The sequence below is a fragment of the Halomonas sp. ML-15 genome (assembly GCF_014779595.1).
In the GTDB taxonomy this organism is placed as follows: Bacteria; Pseudomonadota; Gammaproteobacteria; order Pseudomonadales; family Halomonadaceae; genus Franzmannia.
The window spans coordinates 109,846-127,997 of sequence record NZ_JACXZT010000003.1; the positions used below are offsets into that span (position 1 = coordinate 109,846).

At 65.4% G+C, this 18,152-nt stretch carries 17 protein-coding genes; 8 read left to right on the forward strand and 9 right to left on the reverse strand.

Going from position 1 to position 18,152, the window contains the following annotated elements; translation table 11 throughout:
- Positions 1–33 precede the first annotated feature (33 nt).
- The 6 genes from IEI94_RS04160 to IEI94_RS04185 are packed head-to-tail and all read right to left on the reverse strand — an operon-like array spanning position 34 to position 7,423.
- Positions 34–957, reverse strand: coding sequence for a DMT family transporter (locus IEI94_RS04160; protein WP_191165874.1), 924 nt, complete (start codon positions 955–957; stop codon positions 34–36).
- Positions 954–2,375 (reverse strand): FAD-binding oxidoreductase, encoded by a 1,422-nt coding sequence (locus IEI94_RS04165; RefSeq protein ID WP_412030895.1) that lies wholly within the window; start codon positions 2,373–2,375, stop codon positions 954–956. The genes IEI94_RS04160 and IEI94_RS04165 overlap by 4 nt, the downstream gene beginning before the upstream one ends.
- Positions 2,368–3,993 (reverse strand): ABC transporter ATP-binding protein, encoded by a 1,626-nt coding sequence (locus tag IEI94_RS04170; RefSeq protein ID WP_191165876.1) that lies wholly within the window; start codon positions 3,991–3,993, stop codon positions 2,368–2,370. Before IEI94_RS04170 ends, IEI94_RS04165 begins: the two co-directional genes overlap by 8 nt.
- A 12-nt stretch (positions 3,994–4,005) precedes the next feature.
- Positions 4,006–4,842 (reverse strand): ABC transporter permease, encoded by an 837-nt coding sequence (locus IEI94_RS04175; RefSeq protein ID WP_191165878.1) that lies wholly within the window; start codon positions 4,840–4,842, stop codon positions 4,006–4,008.
- Positions 4,839–5,816, reverse strand: coding sequence for an ABC transporter permease (locus IEI94_RS04180; protein WP_191165880.1), 978 nt, complete (start codon positions 5,814–5,816; stop codon positions 4,839–4,841). Before IEI94_RS04180 ends, IEI94_RS04175 begins: the two co-directional genes overlap by 4 nt.
- A 53-nt stretch (positions 5,817–5,869) precedes the next feature.
- On the reverse strand, positions 5,870–7,423 hold the full coding sequence (locus IEI94_RS04185; protein ID WP_191165882.1) for an ABC transporter substrate-binding protein: 1,554 nt from the start codon (positions 7,421–7,423) through the stop codon (positions 5,870–5,872).
- 170 nt (positions 7,424–7,593) lie between these two features.
- Between IEI94_RS04185 and IEI94_RS04190 the strand changes: the two genes are divergently transcribed.
- Together IEI94_RS04190 and IEI94_RS04195 are read left to right on the forward strand one after the other, a co-directional pair.
- Positions 7,594–8,328, forward strand: a complete 735-nt coding sequence (locus IEI94_RS04190; protein WP_191165885.1) for a GntR family transcriptional regulator — start codon at positions 7,594–7,596, stop codon at positions 8,326–8,328.
- Positions 8,322–9,584, forward strand: coding sequence for an ArgE/DapE family deacylase (locus IEI94_RS04195; RefSeq protein WP_191165886.1), 1,263 nt, complete (start codon positions 8,322–8,324; stop codon positions 9,582–9,584). Before IEI94_RS04190 ends, IEI94_RS04195 begins: the two co-directional genes overlap by 7 nt.
- On the opposite strand, the gene IEI94_RS04200 is transcribed toward IEI94_RS04195, so the two are convergent.
- Together IEI94_RS04200 and IEI94_RS04205 are read right to left on the reverse strand one after the other, a co-directional pair.
- On the reverse strand, positions 9,581–10,504 hold the full coding sequence (locus IEI94_RS04200; RefSeq protein WP_191165888.1) for a hydroxymethylglutaryl-CoA lyase: 924 nt from the start codon (positions 10,502–10,504) through the stop codon (positions 9,581–9,583). The genes IEI94_RS04195 and IEI94_RS04200 overlap by 4 nt on opposite strands.
- 15 nt (positions 10,505–10,519) lie before the next feature.
- Positions 10,520–11,725, reverse strand: coding sequence for a CaiB/BaiF CoA transferase family protein (locus IEI94_RS04205; protein ID WP_191165890.1), 1,206 nt, complete (start codon positions 11,723–11,725; stop codon positions 10,520–10,522).
- A 140-nt stretch (positions 11,726–11,865) separates the two neighbouring features.
- Between IEI94_RS04205 and IEI94_RS04210 the strand changes: the two genes are divergently transcribed.
- On the forward strand, positions 11,866–12,759 hold the full coding sequence (locus IEI94_RS04210; protein ID WP_191165892.1) for a LysR family transcriptional regulator: 894 nt from the start codon (positions 11,866–11,868) through the stop codon (positions 12,757–12,759).
- On the opposite strand, the gene IEI94_RS04215 is transcribed toward IEI94_RS04210, so the two are convergent.
- Positions 12,735–13,523, reverse strand: a complete 789-nt coding sequence (locus IEI94_RS04215; protein WP_191165894.1) for an SDR family NAD(P)-dependent oxidoreductase — start codon at positions 13,521–13,523, stop codon at positions 12,735–12,737. The genes IEI94_RS04210 and IEI94_RS04215 overlap by 25 nt on opposite strands.
- Before the next feature lie 267 nt (positions 13,524–13,790).
- On the opposite strand from IEI94_RS04215, the gene IEI94_RS04220 reads away from it, so the two are divergent.
- The 5 genes from IEI94_RS04220 (at position 13,791) to IEI94_RS04240 (ending at position 18,152) form a co-directional block, all read left to right on the forward strand.
- Positions 13,791–14,768, forward strand: a complete 978-nt coding sequence (locus tag IEI94_RS04220; RefSeq protein WP_191165896.1) for a TRAP transporter substrate-binding protein — start codon at positions 13,791–13,793, stop codon at positions 14,766–14,768.
- Positions 14,769–14,854: 86 nt separating this feature from the next.
- Complete coding sequence (locus IEI94_RS04225) at positions 14,855–15,397, forward strand: TRAP transporter small permease (protein WP_191165898.1); 543 nt, start codon at positions 14,855–14,857, stop codon at positions 15,395–15,397.
- Complete coding sequence (locus IEI94_RS04230; RefSeq protein WP_191165901.1) at positions 15,397–16,692, forward strand: TRAP transporter large permease; 1,296 nt, start codon at positions 15,397–15,399, stop codon at positions 16,690–16,692. The genes IEI94_RS04225 and IEI94_RS04230 overlap by 1 nt, the downstream gene beginning before the upstream one ends.
- Before the next feature lie 12 nt (positions 16,693–16,704).
- Positions 16,705–17,739: a histone deacetylase family protein gene (locus IEI94_RS04235; RefSeq protein WP_191165903.1), complete on the forward strand. Its 1,035-nt coding sequence runs from the start codon at positions 16,705–16,707 to the stop codon at positions 17,737–17,739.
- A gap of 56 nt (positions 17,740–17,795) precedes the next feature.
- A complete protein-coding gene (locus tag IEI94_RS04240; RefSeq protein WP_191165905.1) occupies positions 17,796–18,152 on the forward strand; it encodes a RidA family protein in 357 nt (118 codons plus the stop codon).

The window sequence follows — 18,152 nt, forward strand, 5'->3', positions numbered from 1 at the left end:
AGAAGTGGCGTCCAGCGGGACGGATGAACTGATTTATGCGCTTTCACGGCCGTGCAGCATAACAATGGCGACGGCGGCCAGCGTCAGCAGCAGGGCCAGCAGGACTCTCGCCGTCAGCGGCTCGCCCAGCAGCAAGATGGCGCTGGCAACGCCCACCGTGGGAATGATCAGGGTGCTGATGGTGGATTGCGCCACGCTGAGCCGATTCACATTCATGAACCACAGCATCTGCGCCAGGCAGATCGAGAACAGCAGATGGTAGCCCAGGGCCAGCCAGGTGCTAAGTTGCCAACTGGACGGTGGCGGCGGCGACTCCAAGGCCAGCATCAGCACGATCGTCGGCAGCGCGCAGATGGCGAACTGCCAGCCGGTCACCACCACCGCATGGCTCTGCCATGTGCCGCGCTTCTTGATCAGTACCGTGCCCAGCGCCCAGGAGAGCGCGGCACCCAGGATCAGCAGCGGCCCCACCACACCCTGCACGCCGCCGGCCAGGGCCGCCGGACCGAGTAGCAGCAGCAAGCCCGCCTGGCCGCACGCCAGCCCCCAGGCCTGGCGGCGAGTGACGCGCTGACCGAGCAGCCACCAGGCCAGCAGCAGTGCCCAGCAGGGCATGGTAAAGGCGATGATGGCTGCCTGGGAGGTGGGCATTCGAAGCTGGCCGAAGGCCGTGGCCAGATTGAAGCCGAGGATGGTGAACAGCCCCGTGGCGGCGAGCCAGGGCCACTCCGCCGCCGGTACCGCCAGCGGCAGGCGGCGCCAGTGCGCCCAGGCCAGCAGCAGGGCGGCCCCGCTGGAAAAGCCGATGGCCCGCAGCGTAAAGGGCGGCAGATCCATCAGCATAAAGCGCACCGCCGGCCAGTTGCCGCCCCAGAACAGGCCGATGGCTGCAATCAGCAGCGCGGCGGCCAGACGGGGCGAGGCTCGCAATCGAGCGCGGGCCAGGGCCAGGCTCATCGGCTAGCGTCCGTCAGCACCTTGTGGCGGTTGAGCAACCCCAGAGGGTCGAGAGCCTGCTTGAGGGTGCGCATCAGCACAAGCTCTTCAGGGGTGCGGGAGAGTGGCAGGTAGTCGCGCTTCTCGAGCCCGATGCCGTGCTCGGCGGAGACCGAGCCACCGAGCTCGGCCAGCGGCAAGTAGACATGCTGCTCCACGGCGCGGCGCACCTCGGCACCGCCGCTGCCTACGCTCACCGAGAGATGCAGGTTACCGTCGCCAAGGTGACCAAAGGTGACCGCTCGACCCTCGGGCCAGTCGCGCCGGATCGCCGCCTCGACTCTGTCCACGTAGTCTTCCATCTCGGCGATGGGCAGGCTGACATCGAAGGTGAACAGCGGTGAGAGCGTCTTGATCAGGCCCTCTATGTCCTCGCGGATCGCCCACAGCCCGTGGCGCTGGCTGTCGGATTGGGCCAGTACGGCATCGCTGATCAACTCCTGCTCGAGGGCGCCCTCCAGGGCCTGTGAAAACAGCACCGTATGGCTGTCAGGATCGCTGCCCAGCGACTCGACGATGGCGTAGAAGGGGGCGTCCGGCGCCAGCGGCGGCGGGTGGCGCTGGCTCTCTACCGTCAGCAGCCGATAGTGGCTCTGCCACATCGCTTCGAAGGCAGCGAGGCTGCCGCCTAGCGAGCGCCCCAGGTGGCCGAGCAGCGCTGAGAGGGCGGAAAAGCTCGGGCAGGCGACCAGCGCGGTCTGCACCGCCGGCGTCGGTGGCTGCAGGCGCAGCACCGCACGGGTGACGATACCCAGGGTGCCTTCACTGCCGATAAACAGCTGCTTGAGGTCGTAGCCGGCGTTGTTCTTGAGCATATGGTTCATCGAGCTGACCACGCTGCCGTCGGCGAGTACCGCCTCAAGCCCCAGCACCTGCTGGCGCATCATGCCGTAGCGAATCACGCGGATGCCGCCAGCGTTGGTGGCGATATTGCCGCCGATGGTGCAGCTGCCGCGGGCGCCCAGGTCGAGGGCAAACTGCAGGCCCGCCGCCTCGGCGGCTTCCTGGACCCGCTGCAGCGGCGCGCCGGCCTGCACGGTCAGCGTCGCGCCCACCGGATCGAGCGCCTCGATGTCGGTCATGCGCTCCAGCGAGATCACCAGCTCGTGGTCTGCGGCTTCGGCGCCGTGTACCAGCCCGGTCAGGCCACCGTGGGTGACCACCGGCTGGCGGGCGGCGTGGCAGGCACGCATTACCGCGGCCAGTTGTGGAGTTCCGGCCGGGCGGACGATGGCCGCGGCCTGGCAGGGGGCGCCGGTCATCCAGTCCACCGCGCGGGCGCTGACCGCCTCACCGGTCAGCACATGAGTATCGCCAACGATGGCGGCAATCTCCTTGAGCAGGGCATCCATTCGTTGCTGGCTCTCCTTGTCAGGCATTGGCAAGTTCCTGGTCGCGACCGGGGATGGCGTCGAGGAGCTCGCGGGTATAGGCCTCTTGGGGTGCCAGGAAGACCTCCCTGGCCGACCCCTGTTCGACGATGCGGCCATGCTGCATGACGATGATGCGGTCGCAGATCTGTGCCGCCACGCGCAGATCATGGGTAATGAACAGCAGCGACAGCGACAGTTTCTGCTTGAGCTCCTCCAGCAGCTCGAGAATCTGCGCCTGAATCGAGACGTCCAGCGCCGACACCGCCTCGTCGGCGACGATCAGCTCCGGCTCCATGGCCAGCGCCCGGGCGATGCCGATGCGCTGGCGCTGGCCTCCCGAGAACTCATGGGGGTAGCGATCATCGGTCCCGCCCAGACCCACCAGCGCGAGCAGCTCCTTGGCCTTGGCGAAGGCCTGAGCCTTGGATATGCCGCTGGCCATGGGCCCCTGGGCGATGGCGTAGCCGACCCTGTGGCGGGGGTTGAGCGAGGCGTAGGGGTCCTGGAAGATCATCTGCACGCGGTGGCGCTCGCGGCGCAGCGCTTCGCCCTGGAGGTTCATGAAGTCGGTACCGGAGAGCTTCAGCGTGCCGCTGTCGGGACGCTCCAGGCGTACCACGCAGCGCCCCAGGGTCGACTTGCCGGAGCCCGACTCGCCGACGATACCGATGGTCTCGCCCTTGACCAGCGAGAAGGAGACGTCCTGCAGGGCGTGCACCTCCCGCGCCGCTTTGAACAGCCCACCCTTGGAGCGAAAGACCTTGTTGAGTCCCACCACTTCAAGCAGCGCGGTATCGGTCTCGGCGCCGCGCGCTTCGGGAATCACATTGCTGGGAATCGCCTCGATCAGCGCCCGGGTGTAGTCGTGACGGGGGTGCTTGAGCACTTCCTGCGCCTTGCCCAGCTCGACAATCTGGCCGTGGCGCATCACGCAGACTCGGTTGGCGACCTCGGCGACAACGCCGAAGTCATGGGTAATGAACATCACCGCCATGCCGCGGCGGCGCTGCAGGTCGCGGATCAGCTCGAGGATCTGCGCCTGAGTGGTGACGTCCAGCGCGGTGGTGGGTTCGTCGGCGATCAATAGTTCCGGCTCCAGGGCCAGGGCCATGGCGATCATCACTCGCTGGCGCTGGCCGCCGGAGAGCTGGAAGGGGTAGGCGCGAATCGCCTTGTCGGGTTGCGGAATGCCGACCTCGGTGAGCAGCGCCAGGGCCTTCTTCTGACGCTCGCGTCCGTTCAGCCGACCGTGGGCCTCGAAGACCTCGGCGATCTGGTCGCCGACCCGCATCAGCGGGTTGAGGGCGGTCATCGGCTCCTGGAAGATCATGCCGATGCGCAGTCCGCGTAGGGTGCGATGCTGCTTCTCGGAGAGCTTGAGCAGGTCCTGACCGTCGAAGAGCGCCTCGCCGCCGCTGGCGCGAACGCCCTTGGGTAGCAGGCCCATGACGGCATTGGCGGCCATCGACTTGCCGGAGCCGGACTCGCCGACGACGCAGAGGATCTCACCGCGATACACGTCGTAGCTGACGTCCTCCACCGCCAGAGCGCGGTCGGCGCCCTTGGGCAGCGAGATGCTCAGATGGCGTAGGCTGAGCAGGGGTGTCGTGTGATTATCGGTCATGCTGATGTCCCCTCAGGAGCGCTCGCGGGCGAGTTTTGGGTTGAGGGCATCGTCGAGCCCTTCGCCGACCAGGTTGAGCGCCAGCACGGTGAGCAGGATCGCTACCCCGGGGAAGAAGCTCAGCCACCAGGCCTGGCGAATCACGGTGCGCGCTGCGCCGATCATATAGCCCCAGGACATCACGTTGGGATCACCCAGCCCCAGGAAGGAGAGAGCGGATTCCAGCAGGATGGCGGTGGCGACCATCAGCGAGGCCAGCACGATAATAGGCGACAGGGTGTTGGGCAGGATCTGGCGTATGATGATGGTGCGGTTGGTCTGACCGACGAGACGCGCCGCCTCGACGTACTCCCGGTTGCGCAGCGACATGAACTCGGCACGTACCAGTCGCGCCACCGGCGGCCAGCTGACCAGCGCGATGGCCAGCACGATCGACGTCACGCTGGGCTGCATGATCGCCACCAGCACAATGGCCAGGGCGAAGTTGGGAATGGTCTGGAAGAACTCGGTGAAGCGCATCAGGGCGTCATCGATCAGCCCGCCGTAGTAGCCGGCCACGGCACCCAGCGGCACGCCGATCAGCAGCGCGACCAGGGTCGAGACCAGGCCGATCAGCAGCGATACCCAGGCGCCGTGCATCAGCCCGGCGGCCACATTACGGCCCATGGTGTCGGTGCCCAGCGGGAAGCCATCGACTTCCATGGGGGGCAGGAAGGGGCGCTGCACCATGCGCCAGGGCGATTCGGGAAACACCAGCGGTGCCAGGATCGCCATCACAATGATGGCAAGCAGAATGATCAGCCCGATCAGAGCGCCGCGGTTCTGGGCGAAGCGAGCGAAGAAACTCATGAGCCCTCCTTGATGCGCGGATCGGCCAGGCGATAGACCAGGTCGGTGATGATGTTGAATACGATTACCAGCGCCGCCGAGAAGAAGAAGATGCCCAGCAGCAGGTTGTAGTCGCGCTGCTGCAGCGCTTCATACATCAGTCGGCCGATGCCGGGCCAGGCGAATACCGTCTCGGTGAGGATCGCCCCGCCCACCATCTGCCCGGCCTGCAGGCCGGCCAGGGTAATGATTGGCAGCAGCGCATTGCGCAGGATATGGCGGCGCTGAATCACGCTGTTCTTGAGCCCCTTGGCGCGGGCGGTCTTGACGTAGTCCTGCTGGCTCGCCTCGAGCATCGAGGCGCGGGTCATGCGGGTGTAGATGGCCATGAAGAACAGCGCCAGGGTGGTAGCCGGCAGGATCAGATGCTTGGCCACATCGAGGACCAGGGCCAAACCGGTATGGCCGGCGCCCACGGTATACATGCCGTAGGCGGGTAGCAGGTCCAGGTAGACCGAGAACAGCACTACCGACATCAGCGCGACCCAGAACAGCGGGGTGGCATAGAACAGCAGGGCCAGGGCCATGATCAGCGAGCCGGACGGCTTCTTGGCCCGCGCTGCGGCCAGCGACCCGGCGAAGATACCCATGGCCAGGGAGAGCACGAAGGCGGTGCCGGTCAGCAGCAGGGTGGCCGGCATGCGCGCCATGATCAGGTCGAAGACCGGCACCCCCTGGCGGTAGGAGTAGCCGAAGTCGAGCATGGCGATGCCCGAGACATAGCGCCATAGCTGGACATAGAGGGGCTGGTCCAGGCCGAAGCGCTCGCGCAGCTGGCGCAGGAAGGCCTCGTCGGTGGCGCCGGCCTCACCGGCCAGTATGGCGGCCGGGTCGCCGGGTGCCATCTGGATCAGGAAGAAGTTGAAGATGATGATCATGAACAGCACGACCACGGCCTTCAACAGCCGCATCAGGATCAAGCGGACATAGAGCATGGGAGGGTCTCTGCAAACGAGGAGGCGGCCCACGGGCCGCCTCGATCAGGGGATCAACGGTCCAGCCAAGCGTCCTTGAAGCCGTCGTTGACGCCAACGCCGGAGGTCACCAGATCCTTCACGTCGCAGCGGTAGAGGGTCGGGAAACCGAGTTCCATCAGCCAGCCCACCGGCACGTCCTCGTGGAGAATCTCCTGAACCTCGTGGTAGAGCGCTTCCCGCTCTTCATCGGGGAAGGCCGTGGCGGCCTCGTTGAACAGCTCATCGACGCGCTCGTTCTCGTAGCCGCCGACGTTGTTCCACGGCGAGCCACGCTCGATGTTGGTGGAGAGGTAGGTGCGCGAGATGCCCAGCGCCGGATCACCGTACTGGTAGAGGAAGGTGAAGGCGAGGTCGTAGTCCCAGTCGCCCAGGCGCTGGTTCCAGCCGCCGACGTCGGTGGACTGGGTGCGCACGTTGATGCCTACCTCGCGCAGGTTCTGCTGCACCGCCTCGGCCCAGCGCGTCCAGGTTTCGCCATAGGGTAGCGGCAGCAGGCGCACCTCCTCGCCGTCGTAACCCATCTCGTCGAGCAGTTCGCGGGCGCGATCCGGATCGTGGTCGTAGGGATCCAGCCCGTCATGATGGAAGCGCGCGTTGGAGCCGAATGACGACAGCGGTACGTTGCCGAGCTCGTTCCACAGCACGTCGCGGGCGAATTCGCGATCCATGGCGTACATCACCGCCTGGCGGAAGCGCTTGTCTTCGGTGGGGCCTTCGCGGTTGTTCATCCACAGCATGGCAAAGGGGCTGAAGTACTCGTGACCCTCTTCGGTCATGCAGGTGTTGTCGAGTTCGGCGAGGCGCGGAATATCGAAGTTCTCGACGGTACCGTTGGGCAGCACGTCGACGGTACCGTTCTCGTAAGCCACGGCGCGGGAGGCGCCGTCGGGTATCACGTGCCAGTTGATGCCGTCGAGGTAGGGCAGGTCATCCACGTAGTAGTCGTCGTTGCGCACCAGCTCGATCACCGTGCCGCGGTCCCAGTTCTCGAACTTGAAGGGGCCGGTGCCGATGGGATGATCGTTGTGCTCGTTGTCACGGAAGTCGGTGCCTTCGTAGAGGTGCTTGGGCACCATGGTGAAGGTGCCGGCCTCGAAGGAGAGCAGAAAGGGACCGAACGGCTGCTTGAGGGTGAACACCACGGTGTGATCGCCGTCCGCCTCGATGCTCTCGATATGGTCGAGCACGGCGCGGGCGCTGGGGTTGAGGTCGCGGTGGAAGACATCGGCGGAGAACACCACATCCTCGGCAGTAAACGGCTCGCCGTCGTGCCAGGTGACGCCTTCGCGTAGCTGGAAGGTCCAGACCAGGCCGTCGTCATCGACTTCCCAGGATTCGGCCAGCTGCGGTCGCGGCTCGAGATCGGTGGAGTAGCTGAGCAGGCCTTCGTAGATATTGCCCGCTACCTTGCGGGTCGGGTCGTTCTGGATCATCCCCAGCACCAGGCCGGGAGGCTCGGGCTGAATGACGGTGTTGAGGGTGCCGCCGTGGCGCGGCTCATCGGCTTGAGCGGTGGAGAGCGTCAATGCCGCGGCGGCAATGGCCATGGCCAGAGGAGTTTTCATGGGTTACGTCCCTTGTTGTTGTCTTGGTACGTCGATGGCAATTCATCGGGTCGTCCTTGAACATAGCAACGCCTTGCCAAGCTGTCGACAGTCGGTGGTCGACATAACGAATTGATTAGCCATACTGTAATGATAGTAGCCTCACCAGTGCCTGGAGCAGGACGACGTCGATGCATGCCGATAGCCCCCCCGCAGTGCCGCGATTGCAGCAGACCAACCTGGTCGAACAGGTGGCCGACTACCTCACCGAGGCGATCATTGCGCGTCACTTTGCCCCCGGCGAGCGGCTCTCGGAGGTGCAGCTGTCCCGCGACCTCGGCGTGAGCCGAGCGCCGGTGCGTGAGGCGGCCCGGCTGCTGGAGAGTCGTGGCCTGCTGATATCGCGGCCGCGCAAGGGCTTCTTCGTACGTGAACTCAACGGCGACGACCTGGCGGATGTCTTCGATCTCAGGCTCTGCTACGAACGGCACGCCTTCGAACTGCTGGTGGCTCGCTTCGACGAGGCGGCCCACGCCCAGCTGTCGCAGCAGGTGGAGACGATGTGCGCGCTGGCCAGAGGCAGCGACGACGGGCGCAAGATCGAGGCCGATCTGCGCTTTCATCGGCTGGTGTTCGAGATGGCCGGCAACCGGCGCCTGCTCAAGGCCTTCGATGACGTGTCACACGAGCTGCGGCTGTGCATGGCGCTGATCGAGCGTACCCATGCCGAGCCCGAACGTATCTCCGCCAATCACTGGCTGCTGATCGAGGCGCTGGCGAGCGGCGATCCCCGGCGCTGTCGTGACGAGGTGGACTACCACATCGGCGTGGCGCGGGACTACGTTATTCAAGGACTTGGGGCCGATCCTGGCGCTGGACGCCCGATCGCCGAGTCTGCTGCAACAGGCGAGGAGGGGGGATGCTGAGCGAACAGGAGCAGCGGGTATTGGCGGAGTGCGATGCCAGCTTCGAGGAGACCTTGGCGCTGACCGAAACTCTGGTGCGCGAATACAGCGTGCTGGGCCAGGAGCAGGGTGCGCTATCGGCGATGGAGCAGGCATTGACGCGGCTCGAGCTGCCGGTGGAGCGGGTAGCGATGGATGCCCCGAGCCTGCTGTCGCACCCTCAGCACGCGCCGGTGGCGTGGTCCGGAGCGGGGCGCTACTGCCTGGTGTCGGCGCTCAATCGCGACGCCCCGGGGCGGCACCTGGTCTTCAATGGCCATCTCGACGTGGTCCCGGCGGAGCCCATCGACACCTGGACGCGTCCACCCTGGGAGCCCTGGCGCCAGGATGGCTGGCTCTACGGGCGCGGCGCCGGTGACATGAAAGCGGGGGTGGCGGCGATGATCATGGCGGTGGCCGCGGTGCGCCGCGCCGGCGTGGCGATCAAGACGCCGCTGACGCTGCAGACGGTGATCGAGGAGGAGTGCAGCGGTAACGGCGCGCTGGCTTGCGTCAATGCAGGCTACGGCGGTGATTTCGTGCTGATCCCCGAGCCGTTCGGGCCATGTCTCTACACCGGCCAGACCGGTGTGCTGCGCTTCCGGATTCGCGTCGACGGCGAACCGGCCCACGTGCTCGATGCCGCCGCCGGCAGCGATGCCATCGAGACCATGCAGACGCTGATGCCGGCGCTCAAGGCGTTCGAGGCGGAGCTCAACGCCGAGCGTGAACCGCCCTATGACGCCTATGATCACCCCTTCAATCTCAATGTCGGTCGCTTCGAGGGCGGTAACTGGGCCTCCAGCGTGGCCGCCCATGCAGAAATCGAGGGGCGGATCGGGTTTGCGCCGGGGGTGGCGCCGGCCGAGATCATGCAGCGCTTCGAGGCCTGCGTGGCGCGGGCGCATCGCGACCTGGGGCTGGCCGGCGAGGCGCCGCAGGTCGAGTTTCACGGCTTTCGCTCGCCGGGGCACCTGGTCGATCTCGAGGCGCCAGGGATCGGTCTGCTCGATGAGTGCCATCAGGCCCTGACTGGCCGCCCGCCGGAGCACTATCTCTCCACCTGCATCACCGATCTTTGCGCCTTCCATGTCGCCGGCGGTGTGCCCGGCACCTGCTATGGGCCGGTGGCCGAGCGTATTCACGGTATCGATGAGCGGGTCGACATCGAGTCGATCCGCCATACGCTCAAGGCCTACGCGCTGTTCGTCTGCCGCTGGCAACAGGGGGCGGGCTAGCCCGGCATGGGATAGCGGCGATCGGCCTTGCCCGCCTTGACCACCTGGCCCGGGGTGTCGTGTCCGATGAGCCCCGGCAGGGAGGCGGAAACCTTGAGCAGGGCGTCCAGGTCGACGCCGGTCGACACCCCCATCTCCTCGAACATATGCACCAGATCCTCGGTGCAGACGTTGCCGGTGGCGCCGGGGGCGTAAGGGCAGCCGCCCAGCCCCCCCAGCGACGCGTCGAAGCGCACGATGCCCGCCTGCCAGGCGGCCATGGCGTTGGCCAGGCCCATGCCGCGGGTGTTGTGGAAGTGCAGCGTGAAGGGGGTCTGCGGGAAGTGCCTGAGCACCGCCTCGCACAGGCGTCCGACCTGGGCAGGATTGGCCATGCCGGTGGTGTCGCACAGGCTCACGCCCTGTACACCCAGGGCCAGCTGCTGCTCGACCAGATCGAGCACCCGCGCCTCGGGTACCTCGCCTTCGAAGGGACAGCCGAAGCTGGTGGAGAGCGAGGCGTTGACGAAGACCTCGCGACCCTGCGGGTGACCGCGGACCACCTCGAGAATCGCAGTGAACTGCTCCAGGGACTGCTGCGCCGTCATGCGCAGGTTGGCCAGGCCGTGGGAGTCGCTCGCCGACATCACCAGATTGACTTCGTCCACGCTGCAGGCCAGCGCCCGCTCGGCGCCCTTGGCATTGGGCACCAATACGGTGATGCCCACTCCAGGGCGGCGCTGGATGCCAGCCACGACGACGCTGGCATCGCGTAGCTGGGGGATCGCCTTGGGCGAGACGAAGGACGTCGCCTCGATGCGCGCAAGGCCGGTGGCGGAGAGCGCATCGATCAGCCCGATCTTGTCGACGGTGGGCACGAAATCGGCTTCGATCTGCAAGCCATCACGGGGTGCCACCTCGTTGATCTGTAATGTAGACATGGGAACTCCTCGGGATTAGATGATGCCGGCGCTGCGCAGCTTGGCGCGAGTCTCGTCATCGATGCCCAGCTCGTCGAGCACCTCCTCGGTATGTTGGCCCAGGCTGGGGCCGCCGTCGCCGAGCCGGCCCGGGGTGGCGCTGAGGCGGGGCAACACGCCGGGAACCTTGAGCGGGCTACCGTTGGGGCGAGTGATGGTCTGAATCATCTCCCGGGCCAGGTAGTGCGGGTCGCTGGCGATATCGGCAGCGGTATAGGGGAAGCCGACAGGGACCCGGGCAGCTTCGAGCTTTTCGATGACCTCATCGCGTGAATGCTCCTGGGTCCACGCTTCGATGGCGCTGTCGATGCGCTCGGCCTGCCGGCTGCGTCCGTCGTTATGGGCCAGCGCCGGATCATTGGCCAGGTCGTCGCGGTGAATCACCTTCATCAGGCGCTTGAAGATGCTGTCGCCGTTGCCGGCGATGAGTACGAAGTCACCGTCCCGAGTGCGGTAGGCATTCGAGGGCGTGATGCCGGGCAGGGCGCTACCGCTGGGCTCGCGCACCTGGCCGGTGGCGTCGTACTCGGGCAGCAGGCTCTCCATCATGGCGAACACCGATTCATAGAGCGCCACGTCGATTTCCTGACCCAGGCCGCTGCGGCTGCGCTCCTGCAGCGCGAGCAGGGTACCGATGACCGCATACAGGGCAGAGAGAGAGTCGCCTATGCTTACCCCGACCCGCACCGAGGGTTCGCCGGGCTGACCGGTGAGATAGCGCAGTCCGCCCATGGCTTCGCCGATCACGCCGAAACCGGGCTTGTCGCGGTAGGGGCCGGTCTGGCCATAGCCGGAGACTCGCACCATGATCAGTGCCGGGTTGAGGGCGGAGAGTGCGTCATAGCCGAGTCCCCATCCCTCGAGTGTGCCGGGACGAAAGTTCTCCACCAGCACATCGGCCTCGCCGACCAGGCGGCGTATCAGGTCCTGACCCTGTGGTGTACGCAAGTCGAGTGACACCGACCGTTTGGTGCGGCTCTGGACGTGCCACCACAGGGAGGTGCCATCTTCGATGATTCGCCATTTGCGAAGTGGATCGCCGGTGCCTGGAGGCTCGATCTTGATGACATCTGCGCCAAACTCACCCAGCAGCTTGGTAGCGAAGGGGCCAGCGATAAGCTGTCCCAGTTCCAGCACCTTGAGGTGTTGAAGGGGGAGTTGGCGAGTCTCCGCGGTTGTCATGGAAGCACTCCTCGGCAGTTTTGTGACACAGCATGGCGCCTGGCACAGGGGCGAAACAATTAGGCGATGGGTAAGCCGGGCTTCGTCGATGGCGAACACTTCGCTAGGATAGGGCTCTATTTCTCTCCTCGCGAGTCACCATGCGCCGTTTCGACCTGGTTACCATGAAGCTGTTCGTCTCCATCGCCGATGAGGGGCGACTGACCGCCGCCGCCGAGCGTGAGCACCTGGCCCTGGCGGCGGTCAGCAAGCGGGTCCGGGACCTGGAGTCGCTGGTCGGTACCACGCTGCTCTACCGCCGTTCCCGGGGGGTGGAGCTGACCCCCGCGGGGCACGCCTTCTTGCACCATGCGCGGCGGATTCTCGAGAACATCGAGCGGCTGCAGGCCGAACTCAGCGAATACGGCGAGGGGATCAAGGGGCATGTGCGCATCCACTCCAACACCTCGGCGATCATCGCCTTCCTGCCGCAGGATCTGAGCGCCTTCTCGCGGCGCTATCCCGAGGTCAAGATCGACCTGCAGGAGCGCGTCAGCGCTGAAGTGATCGCTGCCGTGCGAGACGGCCTGACCGACATAGGAATCTTTGCCGGGCATGTAGCCGCCCCTGAGCTGCAGGTGATGCCCTACCGCAGCGATCGACTGGTGCTGATGACCCCGCGTGATCACCCCCTGGCCGCTCGCGAGACGCTCGATTTTCAGGAGGCCACGGCCTACGACTTCATTGGTTTGCAGCAGGATACCTCTCTGCAGTCGCTGCTCCATGAGCAGGCGAGTCGCGGCGGGCGCAGCCTGCGTATGCGTATCCAGGTGCGCAGCTTCGACGCCATCTGTCGCATGATTCACCACGGCATGGGTGTCGGTGTGCTGCCGCAGCGCACCATCTATCGCGACCTGCGCGACCTCGAACTGTGCAGCATTCCCCTGGCCGATCCCTGGGCGCGGCGTGAGCTGGTGATCGGCATGCGGCGCTACGACACTCTGCCGGTGATTGCCCGTCATCTGGTGGATCACCTGGTGGGCGAGGAGGCCTGATCGCGGACCACGTTGAACGGCGCCCACTGCTGGCATAGCGGGGCCACTTCGAGACGGGTGATATTGACGTGGGGAGGTAGCTCGGCGATCTGTAAGGCCTGCACGGCAACGTCATCGGGCTGAAGGGGCTGGGTGCCACGATAGTAGTTATCTGTCACTGACGTGTCCCCCTTCATGCGCACCAGGGTGAACTCGCTTTCGGTCATCCCCGGCGCCAGGTCGGTGACTCTGACGCCATGGGCGCTGACATCGCAGCGCAGATTGTAGCTGAACTGCTCGACGAAGGCCTTGGTGGCGCCGTAGACATGGCCGCCGGGGTAGGGGGTGCGGCCTGCGATGGAACCGATATTGATAATAGTGGCGCCGCTACCACTCTCGATCAGACGCGGCAGCAGGTGACGAGTGACGCTTACCAGCCCGGTGATATTGGTTTCGATCATACGCTGCCAGTCGCTGAGGTCCGCCTCCTGGGCGGGTCCTTTACCCAGGGCCAGACCGGCGTTGTTGATCAGGGCGTGAGGGGAGGCAAAGCGCTCGGGGAGGCTTGCCACGACCTGGGCTATGGCGTCCGGGTCGCTGACGTCGAGGACGGCGGTGTGGACCGGGACCTGCTCGCCCAGCGCGGCGGCAAGCTCATCGAGCCGCGTCTGCCGCCTGCCGGTGAGCACCAGGGCCCAGCCAGCAGCGGCGAAACGGTGCGCACAGGCGCGGCCGATACCGGAGGTTGCACCGGTAATGAAAACGGCGGGGCTGACTTCGTGCATGGTGAAATCTCCTCAGGGTAGGTCGGCCATCCGACGGCCAGCTACTACCATTGAGATGCGCGCTGATGGCGTTCTGGTATTACTCTTTAGTCGCGTTGAGGCGGGATGGCAGCGGGAAGCCTCGCTGTCATGGGATAGCCTTTGATATCGTCATTGACGAAGGCCCCCTTCATCAACGTCGATTTGAGCGTGGCTCGCGCTTGTACCAAGATCGAGTTCACGACACGCCATCCTTACCCATAATCACAATATTGAAGGGAGAGTCTGATGCAAAAGTCCCTGCTCGCCACTCTGATCACTGCCGGCATGCTGGCCGCGGTCCCCTATGCCCTGGCAGATACCATCGAGATTCAGGTCAACAACACCATGAGTGAAGGCGGCTCCGAGAGCGATGCCGTCGAGCGCTTTGCCGAGTACCTGGAAGAGCACGCCCCGGGCCGTTTCGATGTACGTCCCTTCCTGGCCGGTTCCTTGGGCGGTGAGAACTCGGTGCTCGAGCTGCTCAATCTGGGCCAGACCCAGATATCGATTACTGGCGGTAACTGGCGCCAGCAGTACGCGGAGGAGTATGACGCCATCACCGTGCCGTTCGTCTTCGCGACCTGGGAGGAGGTCGATGCCTTCATGGAGAGTCCTTCCGGAGAGCGGTTGATCGAGCAGGCCGAGGAGCGCGGGGGCTTGAAGTTCTTCGGCACCCAGCATCGCGGGCCTCGCCACATGACCGCCAACAAGGCGATTCACTCTCCGGAGGACCTCGATGGGTTCCGTCTGCGCCTGCCGTCACTGCCGGTCTGGCTCGAGGTATGGGAAGAGATCGGTGCCCAGGTCGTCAACGTGCCGGCACCGGAGATCTACCTGTCGATGCAGACCCGTCAGGTCGATGGCCACGAGAATTCGCTCTCCTCGCCCTATACTCGCCAGCTGTGGGAGGTCCAGGACTACATCATCCTTACCAGCCACGTGCAGTTTCCATGGAACTGGGTGGCCAGTAACCAGTGGTGGGAGGGCCTCGAGGCAGACGATCAAGCGCTGATTACCGAGGCGATCCATGTGGCCCGCGAGTACGGCACCGAGCGCGAGCGCGAACTCGATGAGTACTACCTCGAGCAGCTCGAGGAGCGCGGCATGACCATTATCGAGCCCGATATCGATGCCTTCCGCGACGCCGCCATGCCGGCCATCGAGCGACTGCTCGAGGAGATGGCCGACGGGGTGATGGACGACGCCCTCGGTGATGATGCCTGACGCGTTCTTGCCATGACCGGCAGCAGCGGCGACCCCTCGGGGCGCCGCTGCTGCATTGTGAACAACCTCAATTGGAGGAGTCTGCCGTGTCCCGTTCTCCAACGCCGCCCGCCGCCACCCTGGATCGAGTGGCCTTTTATCTTCTGCGGGGACTGACCGTGGGCTGCGATATCCTCGGGGTGCTGCTGCTGGCTGGGGTGTTGCTGCTGCTGGCTGGCGCCGTGGTGGCTCGCGACCTGCTCGGTCTGGGCATGCCCTGGTCCGAGGAAGTGGCCTCGATGCTGGCCATCTATGCGATCGGGTTCGGCTCGCTCTCCGCCTGGGTGCGTGGCGAGCATCTGGTGGTGGACCTGTTCAGTCACCGCCTCTCCGGCGTGGCGCGAGGCGTTCAGTATCGGCTCGTTGCGCTGCTCTCCTGCGGTTTTTTCGTGCTCGCTGCCTGGGGCGCCTGGGTCATGGTCGGTGCCAGTGCCAATAACCGCACCGTGTCACTGGGCATCAGCTTCAGCTATCTCTATCTGGGCATCCTGATCGGCTTTGCCGGCATGGCGGTGCTCTCCGCCTGGCAGGCGCTGCGTGGCCCGGTCGAGTGGCGACCCGTAGCGGACATGAACGAGGAGAGTGCCTGATGCTCGAGCTGCTGATTTTCGTCGGTGCCCTGTTGCTGCTGATGGCCATCGGGCTGCCGGTGGTGGTGGCGATCGGCATCACGTCTTTCGTTGCGCTGGGGGTGACCAGTGCCACCGGGCTGTCGGTAGAGCTGATGTCGCTGCGCATGGTGCAGACACTCAACAACTACACCCTGCTGGCGATACCGCTGTTCATCCTGGCCGCCAACATCATGAATTCGGGCTCGACGACCACCCGAATCTTCGACTTTGCCACTGCCCTGGTTGGCTTTACCAAGGGCGGGCTGGGGCACGCCAACGTGGTGGCCAGCTCGCTGTTCGCCACCATGTCCGGCACGGCGGTAGCGGATGCCGCCGGGCTTGGCAGCGTCGAGATCAAGGCGATGAAGGAGCGCGGCTACGACCTGGGCTATTCGGCGGGAATTACCGCCACGTCCAGCGTGATCGGGCCGATCCTGCCTCCCTCCATCGCCCTGGTGGTGTATGGCTGGTTGGCCAATGTCAGCATCGGCGCGCTGTTCATGGCCGGTCTGGTGCCGGGCGTCCTGATGGCGCTGATGCTGATGGGGCTGACCGTGCTGTTGGCGGTCACCAATCGGGTGACGATGCCGGCGCCTATCCCGTTCTCGGGGAGCGAGGTCGTGCGCACCGGCCGGCGGGCGATCCTGCCGCTGATGATGCCGTTGATCATCGTGGGAGGCATCTGGAGCGGTTTCTTTTCACCTACTGAAGCCGGCGCGGTAGCCTCGCTGTATGCGGTTATCCTCGGCGGCCTGATCTACCGCGATCTCGGCCTGCTCGATCTCTATCGTGCCTTCCGGCGCACGCTGATGTTCAGCGCGGCGATCCTGCTGATCATCGCGGTATCGAGCTTCTATGGCTGGCTGCTGGTGCGCATCGGCATTCCTCAGGCGCTGGCCGGCCAGGTGGCGGGGCTGGAGGTCTCGACCCTGGTGCTGCTGCTGGGCTTCGCGCTGTTCTTCCTGCTGATCGGCTGCTTCATGTCGGTGATCGAGAGCATCCTGATCTTTACGCCCATCGTGGTGCCGGCGGCGCTGGCGGCGGGGCTGGATCCGCTGCACTTCGGTATCGTGATGGTCATCACGCTGTCGGTGGGGGTGGTCACGCCGCCCTTCGGCACGGTGCTGTTCCTGATGGTGGGGATTACCCGGTTACGCTATGGTCAGGTGGTGATGTCGGTGCTGCCGTTTCTGGTGCCGATATTCTCCACTATTCTGATCTTGATCGCCTTTCCCAGCTTGGTGACCTGGTTACCGGCGCGACTGGGCTACTGACGAGTAATGTCTATGCAACTCTTTTATCACCCCGATCAGAAGCGCCATGCGCCGCCGAGCTTTCTACTCCGCGGCCGCCAGGTGCCCTCGCCGGAAGGCCCGCTGAGGGCCGAGCTGCTGTCTGCCGGGCTGGAAACCTGCGGCCTCTCGCTGACCGCGCCTGCCGCCAGCGACAGTGGGCGCCTGCGCGAGCGACTGTCGCGGGTGCATACGCCGCGCTACCTCGAATTTCTCGAGACGATTCATGCCCGCTGGAGAGCGCTGCCGGATGCTGCCGAGATCGTTGCGCCGAATGTGCACCCCTGCGGTGGCGGCTATCACTACCCGCGGCATCCGGTAGGCCAGGTGGGCTGGCATATGCACGATATGGCTTGCCCGATGACCGAGGAGAGTTTCGCCGGGATCCTGGCCAGCGCCGCCAGCGCCGAAGCCGCCGCCGAGGCGGTGCTGGCTGGCAAACGCCATGCCTATGCGTTGTGCCGGCCCCCTGGCCATCATGCTGGTGCCGAGCGGGCCGGTGGCTTCTGCTTCCTCAACAATTCGGCGCTGGCCGCCTCAGTGCTGCGCGAGCAACATGAGCGGGTGGCGATTCTCGACGTTGACCTGCATCATGGCAACGGCACCCAGGATATCTTCTACGCCAGGGGCGATGTGTGGACCGGCTCGCTGCACGCCGATCCGGCGGATTTCTACCCCTTCTTTTGGGGCGGCGCCGACGAGACCGGTGAGGGCGAGGGGGCTGGCGCCAATCTCAATATCCCCTTGCCGCTGGGCAGTGACGGGGCGGCTTTCATGGCCGCCCTGGAGCGCCTTATCGGTGCCATGCAGGCGTTTCGGCCCAGTGCGCTGGTGGTGGCGCTGGGGCTCGACGCCCATAAGGACGATCCGCTGGCCGGCCTGGCGCTGGAGAGCGAAGACTTCACGACCCTGGGGCAGCGTCTGTCGGCCATCGAACTGCCGACCGTCATCGTCCAGGAGGGCGGCTATCCCACCGAGTGGCTGGCCGCCAACCTTGCCGCCTTCATGCGCGGCTATCGTCAAACTTGACCGCTTACGTCAACCGGTTGGCCACCGCTGGCCAGCCTCTCACGAGAGAGCAGCACATGACTATCCAGTACCACGACAGCAACACCCGCATGAGTCAGGCCACCATTCACAACGGTACCGTCTACCTGGCCGGCCAGGTGCCGGACGATGCCAGCGCCGATATGCGCGGGCAGACCGAGCAGGTGCTGGCCAAGATCGAGCGCCTGCTGGCCGGCGCCGGCTCCTCCAAGGAGCAGCTGCTCAGCGCCCAGATCTGGGTCACCAGCATGGCCGAGTTCGATCAGATGAATGCTGCCTGGGACGCCTGGGTCGTGCCCGGTCGGCCGCCGGTGCGTGCCGCCGTCGAAGCCAAGCTGGCCAAGCCCGAGTGGAAGGTCGAGATCATGGTCACTGCGGCAATTCCGGGGGCCTGA